This is a genomic window from Terrabacter sp. Soil810 (genome assembly GCF_001429645.1).
Lineage (GTDB): Bacteria > Actinomycetota > Actinomycetes > Actinomycetales > Dermatophilaceae > Terrabacter.
This window is the reverse complement of sequence record NZ_LMSW01000014.1, coordinates 47,430-69,511: the sequence shown is the minus strand read 5'-3', so window position 1 is coordinate 69,511 and position 22,082 is coordinate 47,430. Positions and strand designations below refer to the sequence as shown.

Here is a 22,082-nt window from a genome sequence, read left to right as displayed (position 1 = left end):
GGGACGAGGTATGCCGTCGCGTCCGGTCGCGACGGCATACCTCGGTCACGTCGTGGTGGGGACCGCCGAGCTCAGGTGAGCGGCGAGACGGCGCCCATGACCTCGTCGAGCAGGGGTGCCAGGCGGACGGAGGGGTCGCCGGCCCACGTCGTCTGGGCGATCTCGAGGCAGGCCAGGGCGCTGCTCGTCATCGCCGCCGCGCGGACGTCGGGCCCGCGGTGGGCGCGGCGGCGAGGCATGCGCTCGGCGACGAGGGGGGTGAGCGACTCGAGCCAGCGGCGGTGCAGCTCGGTGACCGTCCCGCGCAGCACGGGCTCGCGGTGGAGCATCAGCTGGAGGGGGCGCGAGCTCACGGCGTGGGCCTCCTGAAGGCTGACGATCGCCTCGAAGGCCCTCCGCAGGGCCGCCCACGGCGACTCGTCGGCCGGTCGCTCACGCATCGCGTCGACGACGGACTCGCCGGACTCGAGGAGCCGGTCGAGGACGAGGTCCTCCTTGCTCTCGAAGTAGCGGAAGAACGTGCGCCGCGACATGCCGGCCGCGGCGGCGATCTGTTCGACGGTCGTCAGCTCGAAGCCCTGCGTCGCGAAGAGGCGCCACGCCTGCTTCGACACCTCGTCGCGCACGGCCCCACGGGCGCGGTCCCGGAGGGTCGTGGGCGTCGCTGGCATGCGGCCATCCTAGCAGTCTCTGGCATCGCCTGCCACGTTTGACACCGAGTGTCACGATGGGCGTACAGTGTCAGGACACCCCAGTTCTTCCCGTAGGAGTCCGCATGTCCGTCAGCACCGAGCCGCCCGAGACGGCAGCCTCGACCGTGGCGACCACCGAGCCGGCCACCCGGCGGGCCGGCGAGGAGACCACGACCTCGAACCGGGCCACCGTCCAGCTCGTCTTCGTCGGCCTCGGCGCCCTCGTCGTCGCGCTCTCGCAGTCGCTGCTCGTCCCCGTCCTGTCGACCCTGCCGGCCGACCTCCACACGTCCGCGAGCAACGTCTCGTGGCTGCTCACCTCGACGCTGCTCGTCGCCGCCATCTCGGTGCCGATCATGGGCCGCCTCGGCGACATGTTCGGCAAGCGCCGGATGCTCCTCGTCTCGCTCGCCGCCCTGACGCTCGGCTCGCTCCTCACGGCCGTGACCGACAACATCGCCCTGCTCATCGCCGGCCGCGCGATCCAGGGCATGGCCGCCGCCGCGATCCCGCTCGGGATCAGCCTGCTCATGACGACGATGCCCAAGGAGCGCGTCGCGTCGTCCGTCGCCCTCGTCAGCGCGATGCTCGGCGTCGGTGGCGCGCTCGGACTGCCCCTGGCCGGCCTCGTCGCCGAGCACTTCTCCTTCCACGCCCTCTTCTGGATCACCTCGTTCGCGGGCCTCGTCGCCCTCGTCGGCATCCGCCTGATGGTCCCCGAGGCGCCGGGCCGCAGCGGTGGTCGGGTCGACATCGTCGGTGCCGTGCTCATGGGCAGCGCGCTCCTGACGCTCCTGCTGCCGCTGACGCAGAGCGCCGCGTGGGGCTGGTCGGACCCCCGTGTCTGGTGGCTGCTCGGTGCGTCCGCCGTGCTCTTCGTGGTCTTCGGCTGGAGCCAGACCCGCATCCGCGAGCCGCTCGTCGACCTCAGGGCGCTGCGCAGGCGCCCGATCGTGCTGACCAACATCGCCTCGGTCCTCTTCGGCTTCGCCCTCTTCGCCTCGTTCCTCGGCACGGCGTCGTTCATCGAGGCCCCGGCGGCGAGCGGCTACGGCTTCGGCGCGAGCCTGATGACCGGTGGTCTGGCCCTGCTCCCGAGCGGCATCGCGATGATCATCTTCTCGCCGATCGCCGCCCGCCTCATCGGCTCGTGGGGTGCGCCGCAGACCCTCGCCCTCGGCGCGGTGATCGTCGCCCTCGGCTGGTTCATGCGCATCGTCTGGACCGCGAGCCTCACCGAGGTCATCATCGGCACGACCGTGGTCGGGATCGGCACGGGCATCGGCTACGCCGCCATCCCGTCGCTCATCAACGAGCACTCGCCGCGCTCCGAGATCGCGGCCGCCAACGGCCTCAACGCGCTGTTTCGCAGCCTCGGCAGCTCGCTGGCCTCGGCTCTCGGTGGCAGCATCCTCGCCGCCAACACGGTCATCCTCGGAGCCTTCGCGGTGCCGTCCCTGACGGCCTACCGCCAGCTCTTCGCCCTGTGCGCCGGCGCCGCGCTGCTCGCCGCGGTCGTCGTCCTCTTCATCCGGCGCTCACCCGAGGCGGCCGCCGCCGCCTGAGTCCCGGCCGAGACCGGACGAGGTATGCCGTCGCGCCCGGTCGCGACGGCATACCTCGTCACCCCCTCTCGAGTGAGCGCCCGACCCCACTCGACTGAGCGCTCCGCGTCGTGGTGTGGTCGCGCGGCGGCTCAGAGCTCGAGGGTCATGAAGGTGCTGTGCGGGTCGGGTCGCTTGGAGCCGAAGGGTCCGCACCCGGTGAACCCGTCCGCGGCGTAGAGCGCCCGCGCCGGAGCGCAGCAGTCGTCGAGCGTGATCAGCATCGCCCTGTCATCCGGCACCTTTGGGGGCGCTCGACGTTCAGGCCCAGATGGCGGCCGGGATGCCGTCGGAGAAGACCTCGGGCGGGTCCGGCAGCGGGCGCGCGAGACCCGACGCGTGACGCGCGGCCGACCACGCGACCGCACAGGCGTCGAGGACGTCGTCGACGGCATACCCCTGGCCTTGGAGCACGGAGGGGCGGGGGATGCCTGCGGCGGCGAGCGCTGCGAGCCGCTGGTCGCGTCCCTCGTCGGTCTTCTTGCTTGCTGTCATCGGTGCGCCCGTCATCGCGGCGAACGACACCTCGGGGTGGACCTCGAGGACGGTCACCGTGGGCCGGGTGCGCAGCCAGGCGTCGACCTCGACGATCTTGTCGCGGAGGGCGAACGCCTGCGCACCGACGCCCTGGCCGACGAGACCACGGTTGACCGAGTCGGCCTCGAGGCGCGTCGCCGCGGCGTACGCGGAGCGGGTCAGGGTGGAGAAGATCGACGACGCCTTGCCCGGCAGGGCTTGGCGCGCGAGGACGTCGGCCTGACGGATCGTGTTGTCGGGCAGGCCGATCGGGATGTCGATGGCGACGACGCGGATGCCCGTCGACTCGCGCACCATGGCGACGAGGTCGGCGATCGTCGGCGCGACGACGATGCGCGGACGTGGGGCTCCGGGCTCGAGCAGCGCTCCGACCCAGCCGGCCGAGCAGCCGTCGACGCCGAGCACGGGGACGACGACCTCGACCGGTGCGAGCCGCCCGGTCGCTGCGAGCGCGTCCGACCGCCGCTCGACCACGTCGGCGAGCCGTCGCAGCGACGTGACGCTCTCGGCGAGGGCGGCCGCGACCTCGTCGTCGGTCGCGCCGGCCAGACCGGACGCCAGCCCGTCGGCGAGCTCGCGGATCCGCTGCGCGTCCGTCTCCATGGCACCACTCAACCCCATCGCCGCGCGACCGTGGTGAGCGCCCAGCCCTCGACGCACCCTTCGACACCGTCGGGAGTCGGACGTAGCGTGAGGCAATGACCCACCCCGACACCGGTCGTCCCACCACCCTCGGCGAGCTCCGCGCCTCGGGCCACGTCCACCGCAGCGTCAAGAGCGAGATCCGCGAGAACCTCCTGGCGCGGCTGCGCGCCGGTGACGACGCGTTCCCGGGGATGGTCGGCTTCGAGGACACCGTCCTGCCCGAGCTCGAGACGGCGCTGCTCGCGGGCCACGACCTCGTGCTCCTCGGCGAGCGCGGCCAGGGCAAGACGCGCCTGATGCGCACGCTGTCCGGGCTGCTCGACGAGTGGAGCCCCGTCGTCGAGGGCTGCGAGATCGGCGACGACCCGCACGCGCCGTCGTGCACGCGCTGTCGCCGGCTGGCCGCCGAGCTCGGCGACGACCTGCCCGTGGCGTGGCGGCACCGGAGCGAGCGCTACACCGAGAAGCTCGCGACGCCCGACACCAGCGTCGGCGACCTCGTCGGCGACGTGGACCCGGTCAAGGTCGCGCAGGGCCGCACGCTCGGCGACCCGGAGACGGTGCACTACGGCCTCGTGCCGCGCAGCAACCGCGGCATCTTCGGCCTCAACGAGCTGCCCGACCTCGCCGAGCGCATCCAGGTGGCGCTCTTCAACGTGCTCGAGGAGCGCGACATCCAGATCCGCGGCTACTCGCTGCGGCTGCCGCTCGACCTCCTCCTCGTCGCGACCGCCAACCCCGAGGACTACACGAACCGCGGGCGCATCATCACGCCGCTCAAGGACCGCTTCGGCGCCGAGATCCGCACGCACTACCCGACCGAGGTCAGCGACGAGGTCGCCCTCATCGCGCAGGAGTCCGCGCTCGTCGCCGACGTGCCCGAGCACCTCCTCGAGGTCATCGCGCGATTCACGCGTGGTCTGCGCGAGTCGTCCGCCGTCGACCAGCGGTCCGGCGTGTCGGCGCGGTTCGCGATCGCCGGGGCCGAGGGGGTGGCCGGGTCCGCGCTGCGCCGCGCCGCCCGCTCCGGGGAGGCGTATGCCGTCGCGCGCGTCTGCGACGTCCCCACCGTCGTGCCCACCCTCCTCGGCAAGGTCGAGTTCGAGATGGGGGAGGAGGGGCGCGAGCGCGACGTGCTGGCGCACCTGCTGCGCCTCGCCGTCGCCGAGACCTACCGGTCCAGGCTCTCCGGGCTCGACCTCACCGGGTTCACGAACCTCTTCGCCGAGGGCGCCGTCGTCGAGACCGGCGAGCTCGTGCCGGGCGCCGACCTGCTCGCCCAGGTGGGGCCGGTGCCGGGCCTGTCGAAGGTGCTCGACCGGCTCGGCCACGGCGACGACGCGACGCCCGGGCAGGTTGCTGCCGCAGTGGAGTTCGTGCTCGAGGGGCTTCACCTGACGCGCCGCATCGACAAGGACTCCGTCGCCGGCCGCACGGTCTACGGGGTGTAGGTCGTGCCGATGACGCCGCGCGACGGGGACGAGGTGCACGGACGGTTCCGCTATGCGCCGTGGTCGGGCGGGCCCGACCCGCTCGCCCCGCCCTTCGACGTGCGGTCGGCCCTCGACGAGGTCGGTCACGACGTCCTGTCCGGCGGGTCGCTGCGCGAGGCGCTGCGTGAGCTGATGCGACGGGGCATGGACGGTCGCCGCGGTCTCGACGACCTCGCCGAACGCGTACGCCGCCTGCGGGAGGCCGCGCGCCGACGCGGTGACCTCGGCGGCACGCTCGACCGGGTGCGCGCGATGCTCGACCAGGCGCTCGCCGAGGAGCGCGACACCCTCGCGGGCGAGGACGGTGACGACGCCCGGCTCGCCGAGATGGACCTCGCGACGATCCCCGACGACGTCGCCGGTGCGGTGCGGGCGCTCGGCGACTACGCGTGGCACTCGCCGGAGGCACGCGAGACCTACGAGCAGATCCAGCAGATGCTCCAGCGCGAGGTCGTCGGGGCGCAGTTCGAAGGGCTCAAGCAGGCGCTGTCGGGCAACGACCCCGAGGCGATGCAGGCCGTCAAGGACATGCTCGCCGACCTCAACCAGCTCCTCGCCGCCCACGCCCGGGGGGAGGACACCGAGGACCAGTTCCGCGACTTCATGGACAAGCACGGAGACCTCTTCCCCGAGCAGCCCGAGAACGTCGACGAGCTCATCGACGCCCTCGCCCGGAGGCAGGCCGCGGCCGACCGGCTGATGGCCTCCCTGACGCCCGAGCAGCGCGAGCAGCTCGGCCAGCTCATGTCCGACGCACTCGGTGACCCCGACCTCGCGTCGCAGATGGCGCAGCTCTCCGACAACCTCCGCGCCCTGCGGCCCGGGCTCGACCGGCGCAGCCCGGTGCAGCAGGGGCAGGGCGGCGAGCCGATGGGCTACGGCGACGCCGTCGGCGCGGTGGCCGAGCTCGCCGACCTCGAGCAGCTCGGCGAGCAGCTCGGGCAGGGCTACTTCGGCGCGACCCTCGACGACGTCGACGTCGAACGGCTCGAGCAGTACCTCGGCGCCGACGCCTCCCGCGACATGGAGGCGCTGCGCCAGCTGGAGCGCGAGCTCGAGCGCCAGGGCTACGTCTCCCGCGGCGACGACGGGCTTCGACTCACGCCCCGCGCCGTGCGTCGCCTCGGCGAGACCGCGCTCAAGCGGGTCTTCGAGCGCGTCGAGGCCGCCGGACGTGGCGACCACGACGACCGCGCCGCCGGTCAGGCCGACGAGCCGACGGGTCTGACCCGGCAGTGGGAGTTCGGCGACGAGCTGCCCATCGACACGGTGCGCACCGTCTCGAACGCCTTGCAGCGCAACGCGGCCCAGCGGAGCACGGCATCGGCTCCAGCCAGCGGTGGGGTGGAGCTGCTCGTCGAGGACTTCGAGGTGGCCGAGACGGAGCGGCGCTCGGTGGCGGCGGTCGCGCTGTGCGTCGACATGTCGTTCTCGATGATGCAGGAGGGGCGCTGGGGGCCGATGAAGCAGACGGCGCTCGCGCTCTCGCACCTCGTGCAGACCCGCTTCCGGCACGACGCGCTGCAGATCATCGGCTTCAACCTCGCGGCCCGCACGCTCACGCCCACCGAGCTCACCGAGGCCGAGCCCGAGTGGGTCCAGGGGACCAACCTCCAGCACGCGCTCATGCTCGCGTCGCGGCACCTGCGCCGGCACCCCGACGCCGAGCCGGTGGTCCTCGTCGTCACGGACGGCGAGCCGACGGCGCACATCGAGATCGACGGGGGGCCGGCGTTCCACTGGCCGGCGACCCAGGAGACGGTGCGCGCGACGGTCGCGCAGGTCGACGAGCTGCGCCGCTCGGGGGCGCAGCTCAACATCTTCATGCTGGGCGACAACCCGGGGCTGGCGCGCTTCGTCGACGCGGTGGCTCGGCGGGCCGGCGGGCGCGTGTTCACGCCCGACATCGCACGGCTCGGGGAGTACGTCGTCGCCGACTACCTGCGCACCCGCCGCGGACGCCGCTGAGTCGCGGGACACGAAGGACAGGAGAGCAGCATGGGCAAGGTCGTGTCGTCGGCATCGATGTCGCTGGACGGTTTCGTCGCGGGACCGAACGACGAGGTCGGGCCGCTCTTCGACTGGTACGAGGCGGGCGAGGTGCCGTGGGAGTCGGCGGGCGGTGACATGACCTTCCACCTGACGCAGACCGACGCGGACTACTGGCGGTCGTGGGTCGGACGGCTCGGTGCGCTCGTCGTCGGCCGGCACCTCTTCGACATCACCGACGGCTGGAAGGGCACGCACCCGCTCGGTGTCCCGGTCGTCGTGCTGACCCACGCGCCGCCGGACGGCTGGGGCTACCCCGGCGGCACGGTCGAGTTCGTGACGGGCGGCGTGCACGATGCGGTGGCGCGGGCCCGCGAGATCGCTGGCGACGCGGACGTCGGTGTAGCCGCGGGTGAGATCGCGAGCCAGTGCGTGGCCGAGGGGCTGCTCGACGAGGTGGCGATCGACCTCGTGCCGTGCTTCCTCGGCGTCGGGCGCCCCTACTTCACCGAGGCCGCCGGCCAGGTCGTGCTCGGAAACCCGACGACCGTCGTCGAGGGCGAGCGGGTCACGCACCTCGTCTATCCGGCGCAGCGCGGCTGACGCCGTAATCCGGTCGCTCGCACGGGTCACCGGCTGTCATGGTGGCGCCATGGGGCGAGCTCACGACGCGCGGCTGGACCGCATCGAGGCCTACTACGACCGGGTCCCGCGCGCTGTCGCGGCGGTCGAGGAGGTGGGCCCCTTCACGCTCTTCGTCGCCGACGAAGGCACCGGGTGGCAGTTCTACGCGCGGCCCCGGTTGGGCGGTCGGGGCGTCTTCACCCCCGAGGACGTATGCCGTGTGCTCGAGCACCAGCAGGCCCTCGGGGTGCCGCGGGCGCTCGAGTGGGTCGACGAGGTGACGCCCACGCTGCTGCCCGCCGTGCGTGGAGCCGGTCACGAGCCACACCGCTACCCACTGCTCGTCATGCCGCCGGAGGTGCCGGTGTCGCCGGACCCGCGGGCACGGACCCTGCACCCGGCCGAGCCGCACCTGTCGTTGGCGATGGGCGCGGTGTCGGCAGGTTTCGAGGGGCGCGACGAGGTGGAGCCGAAGGACCCGGGCAGGCGGCCCGAGCTCATGGAGCGCGGCGACCTCCTCGTCGTCGCCTCGTTCGAGGGCAACCGTCTCTGCGGCGCCGGGTCCGCCGCACCGCGCGGGGACGTCGCCGAGCTCATGGGCATCGCCGTGCCACCCGGCCACCGGGGCCGCGGTCACGGCACGGCGATCACGAGCACCCTCGTCGCCGCGTGCCGCGAGCAGGGCGTCGAGGTCGTCTTCCTCTCCGCCGGGTCCGACGCGGCGGGCGAGATCTACCGCCGGGTCGGCTTCGTCGACGTCGGCACGGCCTGCATCCTCGAGCTCGACGACTGAGGCACGAGCAGCATCACCGGGAGCGCCCTACGTCACTGCTGCGCTGGGTGCAGCACTGACGCACCAGCTCGCGTCGCCGCGCGTCTCCGGCGCCCCCCGGTCAGCCGACCTCGGCGAGGGCGTCCGCGAGGTAGGGGCGCAGGGCATCGGCCCAGCGGGCGCAGGTCGCCGGGAGGGTCGGCAGGCTCGGCCGGGCCGGCTCGGTCGACCGGGACACGAACGACATCGACGCCGCGGCCGCGAGGGCGAGGAGGTCTGCGGGGTCGCGGTCGCGCAGGGCCGGGTCGGTGCGCGCCAGCTGGGCTGTCGACACCTCGCTGCCGGTCATGGAGCAGTCGAGCGCCAGCAGCGCGTGGTCCATCCAGGCCGCGCCACGCCTGGCCTGTCCCCAGTCGACGAGCACGGTCCGGTCAGCCGTCAGCACGATGTTGTCGGCCCGGATGTCCCAGTGCACGAGCGCATCCCCGTCGATGAGGTCCGCCGCGCGGTCGGCCTGCACGGCGAGCGCGTCGTGGTGCTCGGCCCACCACGGGTCGACGAGGTCGAGGCGGTCGGCCAGCCCGCGCCACCGGGTGAGGAAGATCGGGGACGAGTCCCGTGCCGCGGGGAGGCCGTCGAGGTGGACCGCGTCCAGCACTGGCCGCAGCTCGTGGAGCGCATCGCCGACGCGCCGGAGGTCTGCGCCACTCCAGGGGGCTGGAGGAGGTGACCCCGGCAGGTCCTCGACGAGGAGGACGACCCAGTCGCCGTCGTCGTGGACGTCGAGCAGCCGCGGCAGGCACGCGTGGTCGGGAAGGGCGGCCAGCACCCGAGCCTCGGCACGCAGGAGCTCGGGTGTCGCCGGGTCGAGGGCGGTGCCGCAGGCCTTGACGAAGGCGGCGGTCCCTGATGCCGTGCGCACCCGCGCGGCAGGTCCCGGCGACATGCCGCCGACACAGTCGACGACGCCGACCACCTCGCCGCCCAGTCGCCGCTCGACCCACTGCCGCATCCGAGCGGGCGCCTGAGCGAAGCCGATCCGGACGCCGACCGCGTGACCACCCATCGGGCGAGCATGCCGAGTGGGACGACAAGGCTCAAGTCGACAACGCGCGAGGACGTCAGACCTTGGCGGGGCGGAAGCCGGCGGACTCGGCGTCGCTCATCGTCGCGAAGCACTGCTCGGGCTTGGTCACGTTGTAGTACCGGTCGCCCGGCTCGTGGGCGATCATCGAGTCCTCGTTGCCCTTGACCGGGCGCGACTGCGGGCACGGGTACTTGTCGCCCGCCTGTGGCCACGAGCCGGTGAAGCCGCTGCCACCCGCTCCACCGGTGGCGCCCACGTTCGGGTCGACGCACGCGGCCGTGGGGCTCGCGGCGTCCGCGCGGACGTACGCCGTCTCGCGCGTGTGGGCCCCGTAGCCGTCCCCCGAGTCGTAGCGGGCGACGGCATACCCCCGCTTGACGAGGCGCAGGCCGGCGTCGACCCCACCCACGTCCACGTAGCGGAGCAGTCGGCCGTAGCGGTCGACGTCGTCCTGGGCGCCGGCGGTGAGGGTCACGCGCTGGCCACCGATGATGCCGCGCAGCGCGTTGCGGGCCTCGGTGAAGCCACACTGGCCGGTCTCGGGGGTGTCGATGCCGATGAAGCGGATCTTGCGTGACACCCCGGCCCGGGAGACCCAGATCGTGTCGCCGTCGACGACCGTGGTCACGGCCCAGGTGGCTGCAGCCGCCTTCGCCTTCGCGGCCGCGGCCGTGGCCTGCGCGGCCCTGTCGGCGGCAGCCTTGGCCGCGGCGGCTCGGGCAGCAGCAGCCTTGGCGTCGGCGGCCTTCTTCGCGGCGGCAGCCTGGTCCGCGGCAGCCTGGTCGGCGACGGCCTGGGCCTCGTCGGCGCGCCGGGCGGCATCCGCGTCGACCGTCGCGACCGGGGTCGTGGGAGCTGGCGTGTGCGTGGCCGTCACGACGGGTTCCGCCACGGCACCGGCGAGAGCGTTCTCGTCGGAGCCTCGCGCCGCGGTGCCACCGATCGCGGCGAGCGCCACGAGGGCGGCGACGATGACGAGTCCGTTGGTCCTGCGGCTGCGCATCCTGCTCCCTGGTCCCCTGCTGATCGGCTCACCGTAGGTGATCGGCACCGCCCTGTCCGGCGAATCGGCCATGGTCGTGGGGCCGGCAGTCGGTCACACTGGCGGGGACGGGGGACCTGTCACGAAGCACGACGAGGGGGACCGATGAGCGAGCCGGAGACCACACCGACCGACCAGGCCACGAGCGCACCGACCACCGTGGACGCCTACGTCCAAGGCTTTCCGGACGGGCCGCGCCAGGTGCTCGAGCAGGTGGCCGCGGCGCTCCGCCGGGCGGTGCCCGGCGGCGAGGAGAAGATCCGCTACGGCATGCCGGCGATCATGTTCAGCGGCCGCTACGGCATCCACTTCGCGGGGTGGAAGAAGCACGTCGGGCTCTACCCGGTGGGGGAGCTGGATCCCGACCTCGAGGCGGAGGTGGCGCCGCACCGGGCGAAGAAGGACACGGTGCAGTTCTTCTACAAGGACCCCGTGCCCTACGACCTCATCGAGCGGGTCGCCCGGGCGCTCGCGGCACGCCACTCGGGGTGACCACGAGCGCCGACCTCAGTCGGTGACCGTGACGCCGCGCCAGAAGGCGACCCGGTCCCGGATCTGCGCGGCCGCGCTCTTGGGTGTCGGGTAGAACCATGCGGCGTCGCGGTTGGTGTCGCCGTCGACGGTGAGGGAGAAGTACGAGGCCTCGCCCTTCCACGGGCACGTGGTCAGCGTGCTGCTCTCGACGAGCACGCTGTCGTCGACGGACTCGCGGGGGAAGTAGTGGTTGCCCTCGACGACGACGGTGTCGTCGCTCTCGGCGATGACCTTGCCGTTCCAGATCGCACGCACGCTGAGCTCCTTGTCGCTCGCGTCCCGGGGTGGGACGTCCTCACCGACAACTCCGGGGCGGGTCGAATCCTTCCGAACGTTGGACAGCCTCAGCCGGGGCAACGCTCAGTCTCGGCGGGCGAGGAGGAACGCCTGCGGGGTCTTCTCGTAGTCCTGCGGGGCCCGCTCGGTGCGCACCGTGACGCGGAAGCCCGCGTCGGCGAGCTGCGCGGTCACCCGGTCGGCGTCATGTCGGTGAGCCTCGAAGGTGACCGCGTGGCCGTATGCCTGCTCGTGCCGCACCGAGAAGCCACCGGTCTGGAAGGCGAGCATCAGCAGCCCGTTCGGGCGGATGACGCGGTGCAGCTCGGCGAACACGTCGGGCAGGAGCGCCGCCGGCGTGTGGATGACCGAGTACCACGCGACAACGCCGGTGACCGAGGCGTCGGCGAGGTCGAGCGCGGCGAGGGTGCCGGTGCGGAAGTCGAGGTCGGGGTGCCGCCGACGCGCCTCCGCCACCATGCCCGGCGACAGGTCGATGCCGCTGACCTCGAGGCCGAGGGCGGCGAGGTGCCCGGTGAGGCGCCCCGGGCCGCAGCCGACGTCGACGACCGGTCCGCCGCTCTCGAGCCGGACGAGCTCGGCGAAGTGGCCGAGCAGCGCCCGGTCGAGCGGGCTCCGCTCGAGCTCGCCCTCGAGCAGGCTCGCGTAGTCGGCCGCGACCGTGTCGTAGGCCGCCCGCGTCTCGGTCACGTGCACGGGCTCGGTCACGCCTCGGCCTTGATGAGCCCGAGGGTGTGCGCGACGACGGCGGTCGCGTGTCCGTGCCCGAAACCGTGCTCGGTCTTGAGCCACGTGACGAGCTCGCCGTGCTTGACCGTGCCGGCGGCGTGCTGCTCGCGGACGAGGCCGATCCAGTGCTCGATCGGCCGGCCGTGGTTCCGCTCGATCGACGGGAAGTAGGACGCCGGTCCCTTGGGGGCGGGACTGGTGTCCGGGCCGGCGGTGGGCTGGGTGCTCATGGGTCCTCCTGGAGTGGTCGTCATGCCACCACGTCGAACGGCCGGCCCGCATCTCGACACTCCGGTGGCACCCGCACGGGAGGGACGACCGGCTGGCAGCAGGGCCCCCGCCGCGCGTCGGGAAGGCGCGGCCCCTGTCGAGCTGCCAGCCGGCCGTCCCGGTTCGGGTCGGCTGTGTGGCCTAGGCGGTCCGGGCGGTCGCGAGGCCGGCGACCGCGACCTCGGCGGGTTCCGGGACGGGAGTGCTGCGGCCGTGTGCCGCGTGGCGGGCGAAGTCGGCCACGACCTGGCCCGCCTTGCGCCGCGACGGCATGAAGCGCAGGAAGAAGGTCAGGCGCAGCACCCACGCGACCCAGCCGGTGAAGGGGATGCCGTAGAGCTCGGAGATCGAGCGGCCGACGCCGAAGGAGGCCGCCTGGCCGAGCCCGCGGTAGGCGAACGGCTTGGTCGGGCGGCCGCGGAACGTCCGCGCGAGGTTGCGCCCCACGTGCTCGCCGCCCTTGATCGCCCACAGCGCGTTGGCCGGCACGGGCTCGCCGCTCGTCGGGTGGACGACACACGCGGCGTCCCCGGCGGCCCAGACGCCGTCGACGACGGAGAGGTCGGGCCGGGTGACGAGGCGGCCGCGCGGGTCGCGGTGCGCGTCGAGCCCCGGGACCTGCACGGGACGTTGGCCGATGGTCGCGATGACGGTGCTCGCCGGGAGGCTCGTGCCGTCGGAGAGGTAGGCGTGGTCCTCGGTCACCGAGGCGAGGCGCACCCCGAGGCGCACCCGGACGCCGAGGCGACGCAGCTCCTGGTCGGCGCGCCGGGCGAGGCGGGGCTGGTCGTCGCGCAGCTCGGGGAGGATCGCGTCGCCGGAGTGGACGAGCTCGACGCGGACGCGCGCACCGCCGAGGTCGGCGACGGCCGCGGCCATCTCCACGCCGGCCATCCCGCCACCGGCGACGACGACGGTGTGACGGCGGAGACCCCGGTGCGCCGCTGCCTCGCGGACGCGGTCGGTCAGGACGGCGATGTCGCCGGGCGCCCGCAGCGTGAAGCCGTGCTCGGCGAGGCCCGGCACGGTGGTCGCGGGCTCACGGCCCCCGGTGCCGACGACCAGGCCGTCGTAGTCGAGGACGCGCTCGTGGCCAGTGTCGGAGGGCGAACCAGGCCGGGGATCGCACTCGTCGTCGGCCAGCACGTACCGCACGACCCGGTGCTCGGCGTCGATCGCCGTCGCCCGGCCGAGGACGACGTGCGCGTGCGGCATCGCGTCGACGAGCGGCGTGCGCGTCCGGTCGTAGGGCAGCAGCCCCGCGAGGACCTCGCCGGTGAAGCCGTGGAAGCTGTGCGCGTCGTCGGTGCTGATGACGACGACCTGGACGTCGCCCGCGCGGACCGCGCGTCCGGCGTGACGCATCAGGCCGGCATACGCGTGGAGGGTGACGTAGCCGCCGCCGAGGAGGACGACGCGGTAGCGGGCGCGGTGGCCGCCGCGGACGAGCGTGGTCACGACGCCACCGCCAGCGTGGAGACGGCGGTGGTGGTGGCGGGGCGGCCGACGGCGACCGGGCGCCCGAACGTCGTCGGCTCCGCGGCACGGAAGCCGAGGTGGGCGAGGTCGGCGGCCATCCCGCGGGTCCGGTCGACGAGCTCGAGCGTCGGGACGCCGATCGAGAAGTGGCCGCGGTGGCCGGTGAGCGCGAGGAGCGCGGTCTCGGCGAAGCACGCGTAGGAGCGGCCGTCGGGGAGGCCGATGTTGCCGCCGACGAGGCGCAGGCTCGGGATGTCGACGACGCCGCCGTCGACGACGAGGACGTCGGGCCGCTCGTCGACGAGCGAGGGAGAGGTGTTGCGGGGCTGGGTCGCGTCGAGCACGACGGCTCCGGGCGCGAGGTGCTGGGCACCGAGGAGCGCGTCGGCCGAGGCGGTGAGGAGGATGACGAGGTCGGCCGTGGCGACGGCGTCCATCGTCGTGGCGGTCGTCGTCGGGACCTGACAGCCGACCTCGGCGGCGAGCGCGTCGAGCCGTCCGGCCCCGCGGGCGACGAGGGTGAGCCGGGCGACGGCCCGGTCGCGGGCGAGCAGCCGGGTGACCGCGGCGCCGACGCTGCCCGTCGCGCCGACGATCGCGACGTGCGGGTCGGCCGCGTGGTCGACGGCGTCGCGCAGCAGGCGGCGGGCCTGGTCGTCGACGATCGCGGCGGTGAAGGCGTTGCCGTTCGTCACGCCGATGTCGGTGCGGCCGCGGAGCGAGACCCCACCCGCGGTCACCGTGGCGGTCAGGGCGCCGAGCCCCACGACGTCGCAGCCGAGGGCGCGGGCCTTGTCGACCGCACGGTGAACGCGGGCCCGGCCTTCGCTGGGGGAGGTGAGCAGGTGGCGCGCCCCGAACGGCACGAGCACGACGTGGCCGACCGGCGAGCCGCCGATGTGGATGCCCGCCATCGAGATCGGGCGCAGCGGGAGCCGGCGCAGGGCGGTGTCGTAGACGGGGTCCGGCACCCGGCCGAGCGGCGACCAGACGCGGGCGAGGTCCTCGCCGAGGCGGGCCCGCGGGTGGACGGTGAAGGCGAACGTGCTGCTCACGGGGTGCTCCTGAGGGGTCTGCGTATGCCGTGTGGCTCGGGAGGAGCCGCTTCATGAGTCGCGGTGCGGCGCCGTTGCAGGAGAGGAGGAGCGGCCGGAGGGGGTGATACCTCGGGGAGCGCGCGGGACGGCATACGCCCTCGAAACTGGGTACGCGTACCCAGCGCTCGTGCGCCCGTGCCGGGCGGGGCGATAATCGAGGATGCTCCGCATCGCGGCGGCCTTGGCCGTCTGCGCGTTCTCGGTGGCGGCCTGCTCGGGCGGCGACGGGTCGGCCACGGGCGGGAGCGCCGGCCCCCCGGTGTCGTCGAGCAGCAGCGCATCCGGTGGTGCGACGTCCGGAGTGCTCGAGGTCGTCGCCGTCTACCGGCCCGTGTGCGGGCCCGAGCCGCGGCCGACTGCCGGGGCATCAACGGCGCCGGCGTGCCCCGAGGAGCCGGTGGGCGCCGTCGAGGTCGTCGCGACCGGCGCGGACGGGACGGTGGTGGCGCGGGGCACGACGGCGGCGGACGGGCGGGTGTCGCTGGCCCTCGCTCCCGGGACCTACACGCTGACCGCCGCGCCTGCGCCACCGCCGCGCATCACCCCGCGCCCGACGTCGGTGACCGTCGGCACCGAGCCGATGCCGACGGTCACCCTCGTCTACGAGTCGTCCATGCAGTAGGGACGACTCGCGTTCGCTCTGCTACTTGCCCGTGCCCCCCTTCATGACGATCGACGCCGCGTTGGTGTTGTTGCCGAGCGTCAGGTCGGGCGTCGAGCTCGTCACGGACGCGGTGTTGAGGATCGTGCCGACGCTGCCGGACACCTGCGACTCGATGACGAAGGTCACCGAGGCGCCGGCCGGGACGTTGGCGGAGGTGCACCGGACCGTGTGGGTGGCCTTGGTGTAGGTGCACTGCGGCGAGACGTACTGCACGACGAGCTTCTTGTTCGTCAGCGGGAGCGCGTCCGTGACCACGATGTCGCGGGCGTCGGACGGGCCGCCGGTGCCGCACGTCGGGGTCTGCGTCGACTGGGCGTCGGTCTCGCACCCGGTGTCGTTGTGCACGACGAGGGTGTAGATGAGCGTCGGCGACGGGTTGCCGGACCGCTTGCTCGCCTGCTTGTCGAGCCAGACGTCGGCGCGGGTGTTGACGGTGGTGCCCGCCGTCGCGGTGTTGTTGCCCGGCACCGGGTCGGGTGTCGGAGAGCTCACCACGACGCTGTTGGTCAGCACCGTGCCCGGGTCGAGCGACGGGTCGACGCGCACCGTGAGCTGGACCGTCGCGGTCTGGCTCGGTTGCAGTGTGCCGACGGCGCACTCGACGCTCGCGGTCTGCACGAGCGTGCACACCGTCTGGCCGTTGTTGTCGACGCCGGACACGAACGTCACGCCGGCCGGCAGGGTGTCGGTCAGCAGGACCGAGGTCGCCGTCGACGGACCGCCGTTGGTGGCCGTGATGGTCCACGTCAGGAGGCCGCCGGCGATGACCGGGTCGGGCGAGTCGGTCTTGGTGACCCGGAGGTCGGCCGAGGCCGTGACGCCCGTCGGGACGCTGACCCGGTTGTTGGCGTTGTCCGGGTCGGCCGTGGTGCTCGACACGACGGCCTCGTTGACGAGGATCGTGCCGGGCGTGACGTCCGGTGCGACGGTGCCGTTGACCGTGACGACGGCGCTCGCCCCGGCATTGAGGTTGCCGAGGTTGCACGTCAGGTCGTGCCCGGTGGGCTGGCCGTACGTGCACGTGCCGACGGTCGTCGACACCGACACGAAGGTCACTCCGGTGGGGAGCCGGTCGGTCACGACGGTGCCGACGGCCCGCGACGGACCGTTGTTCGTCACCGTGACGACGTACTGGATCGGGGTGCCGGCGACGACCGAGGCCGGCCCGGTCTTCGTCACCTGGAGGTCGGCGGAGCCGGTGAAGACCACCTTGCCCGTCGCCTGGTTGTTGGCCGTGACCGGGTCGGGCGTCGGGCTCGACACGGTGGCGACGTCGTTGACCTCGGCGACGTCGGCTGCGGTGACGAGGACGCGCACCGTGGTGCGCCCCCCCGCCGGCTCGGTGCCGAGGTCGCACGTGATCGTGATCGCGGTAGCCGGGCCGGCGGCCGTCGGTGCGCACGTGCCGGACGGGGTCACGGTGACCCCGGTGACCGAGAACGGCGTGCTCGAGGTGAGGACGTCGGTGAGCGTCACGGTGACGGCGTCGGAGGGTCCGAGGTTGTCGACGTGGATGTCACAGAAGGCCTCGGTGCCCGCGGGTGCCGTGGTGTCCGGCTTGCAGACCTTCGTGACGGCGAGGTCGGCCTTGGCCAGCACCGTCGTCGTCGCGGTCGCCGTGTTGTTGCCGGGTGTCGGGTCGGTCTGGTTGGCCGCCGCGACCGAGGCGGTGTTGGTGATCAGCCCGGACGCGTTGGTGCCGAGGAAGTTCGACGGCACGTGGACCTGGATCCCGATGACGACCGACTGGGCCGGCAGGAGGGTCCCGACGGCACAGGTCAGGGTGCCGGCGGCGTTGGTGCAGCCGGGTGCGCTGACGAGGCTCACACCGGCCGGCAGCACGTCGGTGACGGTGACGGCCTGCGCCGTCGCCGGACCGTCGTTGGTCGCGGTCAGCGTGTACGTGAGGTCCTGACCGGCGACGACCGGGTCGGGCGAGTCGGTCTTCGTGATCCGCAGGTCGCTCTGGAGGCACGACGGCATCCGGAACGAGCCGATGGTCGTCAGCCCGTTGTCGTGCATGCCCGTGAGCCAGTAGGTGCAGTCGTCGACCGGGTCGACGTTGAGGCCGGCGTAGTCGCCCCAGCGGTTCGATCCCGCCTGGAAGGCCGTGCCCGCGGTCATCGTCTGCTCACCCTGCGGCATGGACCCGAGCGGGTCGTTGACGCTGCGGGCCGTGTAGGCCAGCGACGGGAAGGTCGTCGTGCCGTCGGATGCCGAGTAGCCGAGGGCGATGTCGCCCCGGCCGTCCATCGCCGCGGCCGCCATCCAGCGGTGCACGCCGTCGACCGGCGCGTACGTCCCCTGCTGGAAGATCGACCAGCCGGCCCCGGTGTTGCGCAGCTCGTACCACCGCACCCCGGCGCGGTTGGCGCCGTCGGCGTCCACGGTCTGGTTGATGACCATGGCCTGGTGGTCGGCGAAGTTGCGGTACTGCAGGCGCGCCATGAGGCGGTTGGTGATGCCGTCGACCTTCTGCGTCGTCCCGGGCTGCGGGATGCAGTCGCGGAAGGTCGGTGTGCAGCTGAGGTCGGTGTCGAAGGCCGCCGTGTTGACCGTGTCGGTCAGCGTGAACGTCGTGTTGGCCGGGGTGGCCCAGTCGACGTGGAACGACCGGATCTCGATGCGGTCGTTGCCGCCGTCGAAGGCGCCGTCGAACGACATCGCGAACGGGTTCGGCGCACCTGCGGGCGGCGGGTTGGCGCCGTCCCAGTCGGCCGGGACGATGCGGCGCTCGCGGCCGTCGACGCCGCCGCCGACGCCGACGCTGAAGGACTGGAAGGTCGCGGGCGAGCCGGAGAGCATCTGCCCACGGTCGAAGGCGTACGCGCCGACCGCGCCACCCTCGTACGTCGACATGTAGAGCCCGTCGGGCCAGATGCCGTACTTCATGTAGTCGTGCGACCGCGGCAGGTTGAACTGGTAGAGGAACCAGTTCTGCGTCGGGTCGGGTGTCTGCGAGTAGGCGATGCACATCGGGAACGTGCCGCCGGGACCGGTCGCCGAGTTCGGGTTGGTGAACTGGCTGATCATGAACCGGTCGGCCTCCTGGTCGTAGAGGACGATCGGGTCGCCGGCGTTCTGGTTGCGGCACTGGTCGAAGCCGGTGCCGGCCGTCGTGCCGTTCTGCCAGAGCACGTTGATGTTGGTGGGGCCGGCGAGCGAGGTGCCCTGCTTGTTCCAGATCTGGATCTGGGAGTTGACCATCTGGACGTAGTGGTTGGGCCCCACGTCACCGTTGGGGTCGGGCGGGGTGAACGGGCTCGTCTGTCCGGCGAAGGACACGAGCGGCGCGGTGAGCTCCTGGCCGGCGTCGAAGGACGGGGCCGCCTTGGTCGTCGCGGAGGCGAGGGTCTTGCTCGTCTGGAGGACGGGGTCCTTGGCGCCCGGTGTCTTCGTGGTGGCGCTCGCGTGCCCGCGCCCGAGGCCCTCGCCCGGGTCGACGCGCGTCGCGCTGGGGTGGTGGCTCAGCTTCTTGAGCGGCGTCGTGGTCCTCCCGGCCGCGAAGGGTTGGCTGACGTAGGGCCCCGGTTCTCTGCCGCTCTGCATCACCGTGCCCTGGCTCGAAGTGATGGCCAGTGCGGAGGTCATCGGCAGCGATGCCGCCATCAGAGTGACCGCCAGCACGCGCGGGATGAGATGCGCTGTCATGTCCGTTCCTTCCCCGTTGGTTGGACTGAGCGACCTTTCAGTGTTGCCCCGGCCTGTTTCGAGCCGCAGCCGTATCACCGAAATGCCCACAACTCTTGCGTACCAATACAATTCGTTATGAAACGGGTGATACCTGAGGGGCGCCGCTGCGGTGGGGGTGTCCGTGGGAACGGTGCGTATGCGTGGGGCGGGACCGCAGCGGAGTGCACTTTGTCCCGCGGCCGGCCGCACGGCATACGCCCTCGGTCGCGCCGACGTGCCTAGGCTGCGGTCATGGCGACATCACGCGCGGGGAAGTGGTCGATCGCGTCGCGGGACTCGTTCCTGTCGATCGGGTCGACGGGATCGGTGCTCTCGATCGGGAGCGCAGGGTCGGTGCTCTCGATCGGCAGTGTCGGCTCGTTCGCGTCGTTCCTGTCGATCGGGTCGTCGATGAGCGCGCTCTCGCTGCTGTCGAACATGTCGCGACTGTCGGTGCTCTCGCACCAGAGCGACGGGTCGGTCCTGTCGGCGCAGTCGAAGCGGGCGGTGCGCGGCTACCGGGTCAACGGGACGCCGGGTCGGGGACGGTCCTCGGCGGTCGAGCCGGCCGGGCGGTAGACGAGCCAGAGTGCGCCGGTCGGGGTCGGGGTGGCGCTGACCAGGGTGAGGCGCTGGAGCTCGGCCAGGCAGTCGAAGAGGCGGCGACCCTCGGGGTCGAGGACGGGCGCGACGGCGAGGTGGAGCTCGTCGACGAGGCCCTCGGCGAGCAGTGACCGGGCGAGCTCGATGCTGCCGTGGACGCCGATGTCGTTGCCGGGCAAGGCTTTCACGTCGCGGACGACGTCGGCGAGGGGGCCCTGGACGACCTCGGCGTCACCCCACTGCGTCGTGAGCGGGCTGGACGTGACGACGTACTTCTTGACGCCGTTGATGAAGTCGGCGAAGGGCTGCTCGTCGGAGGTCGGCCAGTAGCGCGACCACTCGTCGTACATGTGGCGGCCGAGGAGCACGGCGTCCTGCCGCTCGATGAGGGCCGTCTCGCGCTCGATGAGGACGTCGTCGAACGTCGGCGGCTGGGGCTTGTCGGGGTCGACGTCGGGCGGGAAGCAGCGCGTGGGGTCGTCGACGGAGCCGTCGAGCGAGGTGATGGTGTAGAGCACGATCCGGCGCACGGCGGTCTCCTGGTGGTGGGGCTACGGGGCTGCGGGGCCGCTGGGGGTGAGGTTGAGCCAGACGGCGAGGTCGGTGATCTCGCGGTGGACGGCGGTCGTGATGGCCTTGGTGAAGCGGACGTCCTCGTGGATCGCATTGACGACGAGCGTGCCGGCCTTGCGGTCGGCTTGGGCGTCGAGCTTCCCGACGAGCCGGTCGTGGTGGAGGATCGGCAGCGCAAAGTAGCCCCACCGGCGTTGGCCTTTCGGCTTGTACATCTCGAGGATGTACTCGAAACCCCAGAGCTGCTCGGCGCGCACGCGGTCGTGGACGAGCCGGTCGAACGGGCTGAGGAGGGCGGTGCGTCCCCTGAAGCTGTCGGCGACGTCGAGGTATGCCGGGTGGACGCGCCACGTCCCTGGCACGCCCTCGACCTCGGCGGGCTCGCCGGCGTCGCCGACGTAGTTGCCCTCGCCCGGCATGACGGTGCCGCTGGCCCGGGCGATGCCGAGGGAGGCCAGGCGACGCTCGTTGCGGTGTGCGATCGCCTCGTCGAGGCTGAGCGACGCGAGGTCGGGCGGATAGACACGCTCGGGGACGTCGAAGTAGCGCTGGCGGCCCTTGCGCCCGGCGATCGCGACTTCGCCTCTCAGGGCCATGGCCTCGAGCATCTTGGTGATGTTGCGGTTGTTGGTCCAGCCGGTCGAGGGCCACGGGACGACGCTCGTGTCGGGGATGTCGCGTGAGAGGAGGGGTCCGTCGGCTTCCAGCGTGGTGATGATGTCGCGGCGGAACGAGTCGTTGGCGGCGAGCCAGTCGGCCATGAACGGGTAGGGCTCGGCGTCGCGGACCTCGGCGATCACGGCCGGCACGTCGTGCGGGCTGCGGACGTAGGCGACGGTCTCGACGAGGGTGCGGTCGTGCTCGATGGCCTTCGTGAGGTCGGCGGGGTCGTAGGTCCTGCCGAGCCGGCTCCACAGGACGAGGTCGGCGCTCGGAGCGATGGCTGCGGTCGGGTCGATCTGGAGGAACGTCAGCCGCTCGACCGTCTGCACGAGGTCGGTCGGGCGCGGCAGGTCGAGCAGCTGCGCGTGCACCGCGATGCGACGGGCCTGCTCGCTCGTGAGCTGGTGGACCACCATGCCGGAGACCCTAGCCAGCCCCGCCGACACGCGGTGGTCGGGGCGGTCAGCTCTCCTGTGGCTCGTGCACCGGCGGAGGGAGTGGCTCGAACCGGGTGGCGGCAGGGTGGCCGGTCGGGTCAGCTCGCGGCCCAGCCGGTGACGTCGACGATGCGCAGGACGAGGACGCGGTCGAAGGGGCGGTCCCGGTACTGCGCGTAGCGGTCGGCGAGCAACGCCGCGAGACCGTCCGTGCGTTCGGCCGACGGCGTCGCGTCCCACTCCAGCGAGGCGCGCACCCACCAGAGCCGCGACCAGTCGTCGCGATCCCACTGCTCGACGAGCAGCGTTGCGCGCGAGTCGGACTCGAGGTTGTGCTCGCGCTGGAGCCGGGACAGCGACTTGGGTTTGACGCGGTCGATCGGCACCCCGACGAAGCCGTCCTCGTCGACTGCGTAGACACACGGCACGGCGTCGACGCCGCGGGTGGCGTGGAGGGTGCAGAGCACGCCGTGGTCGTGAGCGACGAGTCGCGTCATGGCATCCGAGCGGGCGAGCCTCATCGCGGGGCCCGCGCCGTCAGCTGGGAGGTCGTCGTCATGCGGTCCTCGCGATCACCGC

Annotated in this window: 22 protein-coding genes; 7 read left to right on the top strand and 15 right to left on the bottom strand. The window is 72.7% G+C overall.

The window, feature by feature from the left end:
* Window positions 1-71: 71 nt before the first annotated feature.
* On the bottom strand, window positions 72-671 hold the full coding sequence (locus tag ASG96_RS18680) for a TetR family transcriptional regulator (protein ID WP_057588936.1): 600 nt from the start codon (window positions 669-671) through the stop codon (window positions 72-74).
* A 104-nt stretch (window positions 672-775) separates the two neighbouring features.
* Here ASG96_RS18680 and ASG96_RS18675 point away from each other — a divergent pair, with 104 nt between their 5' ends.
* Window positions 776-2,257 carry an MFS transporter gene (locus tag ASG96_RS18675; RefSeq protein ID WP_057588935.1) on the top strand — a complete coding sequence of 494 codons (1,482 nt, stop codon included), beginning with the start codon at window positions 776-778 and terminating at the stop codon, window positions 2,255-2,257.
* Between the two features lie 131 nt (window positions 2,258-2,388).
* On the opposite strand, the gene ASG96_RS22820 is transcribed toward ASG96_RS18675, so the two are convergent.
* Together ASG96_RS22820 and ASG96_RS18670 are read right to left on the bottom strand one after the other, a co-directional pair.
* The gene (locus tag ASG96_RS22820) at window positions 2,389-2,520 is read right to left on the bottom strand and encodes a hypothetical protein (protein ID WP_369813629.1); all 132 of its coding nucleotides are present in this window, start codon (window positions 2,518-2,520) and stop codon (window positions 2,389-2,391) included.
* 37 nt (window positions 2,521-2,557) lie between these two features.
* Window positions 2,558-3,436 (bottom strand): DUF429 domain-containing protein, encoded by an 879-nt coding sequence (locus ASG96_RS18670; RefSeq protein ID WP_057588934.1) that lies wholly within the window; start codon window positions 3,434-3,436, stop codon window positions 2,558-2,560.
* A gap of 95 nt (window positions 3,437-3,531) precedes the next feature.
* Between ASG96_RS18670 and ASG96_RS18665 the strand changes: the two genes are divergently transcribed.
* Genes ASG96_RS18665 through ASG96_RS18650 form a run of 4 tightly spaced genes read left to right on the top strand, consistent with a single transcriptional unit; the run spans window position 3,532 to window position 8,377 of the window.
* Complete coding sequence (locus ASG96_RS18665; RefSeq protein ID WP_056750416.1) at window positions 3,532-4,929, top strand: sigma 54-interacting transcriptional regulator; 1,398 nt, start codon at window positions 3,532-3,534, stop codon at window positions 4,927-4,929.
* 9 nt (window positions 4,930-4,938) lie between these two features.
* Complete coding sequence (locus tag ASG96_RS18660) at window positions 4,939-6,939, top strand: VWA domain-containing protein (RefSeq protein ID WP_157611088.1); 2,001 nt, start codon at window positions 4,939-4,941, stop codon at window positions 6,937-6,939.
* A 30-nt stretch (window positions 6,940-6,969) separates the two neighbouring features.
* On the top strand, window positions 6,970-7,563 hold the full coding sequence (locus ASG96_RS18655) for a dihydrofolate reductase family protein (RefSeq protein WP_056750419.1): 594 nt from the start codon (window positions 6,970-6,972) through the stop codon (window positions 7,561-7,563).
* A gap of 49 nt (window positions 7,564-7,612) precedes the next feature.
* Window positions 7,613-8,377 (top strand): GNAT family N-acetyltransferase, encoded by a 765-nt coding sequence (locus tag ASG96_RS18650; protein ID WP_057588933.1) that lies wholly within the window; start codon window positions 7,613-7,615, stop codon window positions 8,375-8,377.
* A 100-nt stretch (window positions 8,378-8,477) separates the two neighbouring features.
* Here ASG96_RS18650 and ASG96_RS18645 read toward each other — a convergent pair whose 3' ends face one another.
* The gene (locus ASG96_RS18645) at window positions 8,478-9,422 is read right to left on the bottom strand and encodes a phosphotransferase family protein (RefSeq protein ID WP_057588932.1); all 945 of its coding nucleotides are present in this window, start codon (window positions 9,420-9,422) and stop codon (window positions 8,478-8,480) included.
* 55 nt (window positions 9,423-9,477) lie between these two features.
* Window positions 9,478-10,446 (bottom strand): thermonuclease family protein, encoded by a 969-nt coding sequence (locus ASG96_RS18640; protein ID WP_057588931.1) that lies wholly within the window; start codon window positions 10,444-10,446, stop codon window positions 9,478-9,480.
* Between the two features lie 144 nt (window positions 10,447-10,590).
* On the opposite strand from ASG96_RS18640, the gene ASG96_RS18635 reads away from it, so the two are divergent.
* On the top strand, window positions 10,591-10,977 hold the full coding sequence (locus ASG96_RS18635) for an iron chaperone (protein WP_057588930.1): 387 nt from the start codon (window positions 10,591-10,593) through the stop codon (window positions 10,975-10,977).
* A 15-nt stretch (window positions 10,978-10,992) separates the two neighbouring features.
* Here the strand turns inward: ASG96_RS18635 and ASG96_RS18630 are convergent, their stop codons facing one another.
* The 5 genes from ASG96_RS18630 to ASG96_RS18610 all read right to left on the bottom strand — a co-directional run bounded on the left by ASG96_RS18630 (window position 10,993) and on the right by ASG96_RS18610 (window position 14,849).
* The gene (locus ASG96_RS18630; protein ID WP_057588929.1) at window positions 10,993-11,274 is read right to left on the bottom strand and encodes a DUF427 domain-containing protein; all 282 of its coding nucleotides are present in this window, start codon (window positions 11,272-11,274) and stop codon (window positions 10,993-10,995) included.
* 105 nt (window positions 11,275-11,379) lie between these two features.
* Window positions 11,380-12,024 (bottom strand): class I SAM-dependent methyltransferase, encoded by a 645-nt coding sequence (locus tag ASG96_RS18625; RefSeq protein ID WP_057588928.1) that lies wholly within the window; start codon window positions 12,022-12,024, stop codon window positions 11,380-11,382.
* Window positions 12,021-12,275, bottom strand: a complete 255-nt coding sequence (locus tag ASG96_RS18620; protein ID WP_056750436.1) for a DUF4287 domain-containing protein — start codon at window positions 12,273-12,275, stop codon at window positions 12,021-12,023. Before ASG96_RS18620 ends, ASG96_RS18625 begins: the two co-directional genes overlap by 4 nt.
* 181 nt (window positions 12,276-12,456) lie before the next feature.
* Window positions 12,457-13,773, bottom strand: coding sequence for an NAD(P)/FAD-dependent oxidoreductase (locus ASG96_RS18615; RefSeq protein WP_057588927.1), 1,317 nt, complete (start codon window positions 13,771-13,773; stop codon window positions 12,457-12,459).
* On the bottom strand, window positions 13,770-14,849 hold the full coding sequence (locus ASG96_RS18610) for an NAD(P)-binding domain-containing protein (protein WP_057588926.1): 1,080 nt from the start codon (window positions 14,847-14,849) through the stop codon (window positions 13,770-13,772). The genes ASG96_RS18615 and ASG96_RS18610 overlap by 4 nt, the downstream gene beginning before the upstream one ends.
* 202 nt (window positions 14,850-15,051) lie before the next feature.
* On the opposite strand from ASG96_RS18610, the gene ASG96_RS18605 reads away from it, so the two are divergent.
* Complete coding sequence (locus ASG96_RS18605) at window positions 15,052-15,513, top strand: hypothetical protein (protein ID WP_057588925.1); 462 nt, start codon at window positions 15,052-15,054, stop codon at window positions 15,511-15,513.
* Between the two features lie 21 nt (window positions 15,514-15,534).
* Here the strand turns inward: ASG96_RS18605 and ASG96_RS18600 are convergent, their stop codons facing one another.
* The 5 genes from ASG96_RS18600 to ASG96_RS18580 all read right to left on the bottom strand — a co-directional run bounded on the left by ASG96_RS18600 (window position 15,535) and on the right by ASG96_RS18580 (window position 22,000).
* Window positions 15,535-19,206: a DUF11 domain-containing protein gene (locus ASG96_RS18600; RefSeq protein WP_057588924.1), complete on the bottom strand. Its 3,672-nt coding sequence runs from the start codon at window positions 19,204-19,206 to the stop codon at window positions 15,535-15,537.
* 260 nt (window positions 19,207-19,466) lie between these two features.
* On the bottom strand, window positions 19,467-19,667 hold the full coding sequence (locus ASG96_RS23385; RefSeq protein ID WP_056750451.1) for a hypothetical protein: 201 nt from the start codon (window positions 19,665-19,667) through the stop codon (window positions 19,467-19,469).
* A gap of 75 nt (window positions 19,668-19,742) precedes the next feature.
* Window positions 19,743-20,360: a dihydrofolate reductase family protein gene (locus ASG96_RS18590; protein ID WP_057588923.1), complete on the bottom strand. Its 618-nt coding sequence runs from the start codon at window positions 20,358-20,360 to the stop codon at window positions 19,743-19,745.
* A 21-nt stretch (window positions 20,361-20,381) separates the two neighbouring features.
* Window positions 20,382-21,482, bottom strand: a complete 1,101-nt coding sequence (locus ASG96_RS18585) for a DNA glycosylase AlkZ-like family protein (protein ID WP_057588922.1) — start codon at window positions 21,480-21,482, stop codon at window positions 20,382-20,384.
* Between the two features lie 119 nt (window positions 21,483-21,601).
* Window positions 21,602-22,000, bottom strand: coding sequence for a hypothetical protein (locus ASG96_RS18580; protein ID WP_235509226.1), 399 nt, complete (start codon window positions 21,998-22,000; stop codon window positions 21,602-21,604).
* Between the last annotated feature and the right edge of the window lie 82 nt (window positions 22,001-22,082).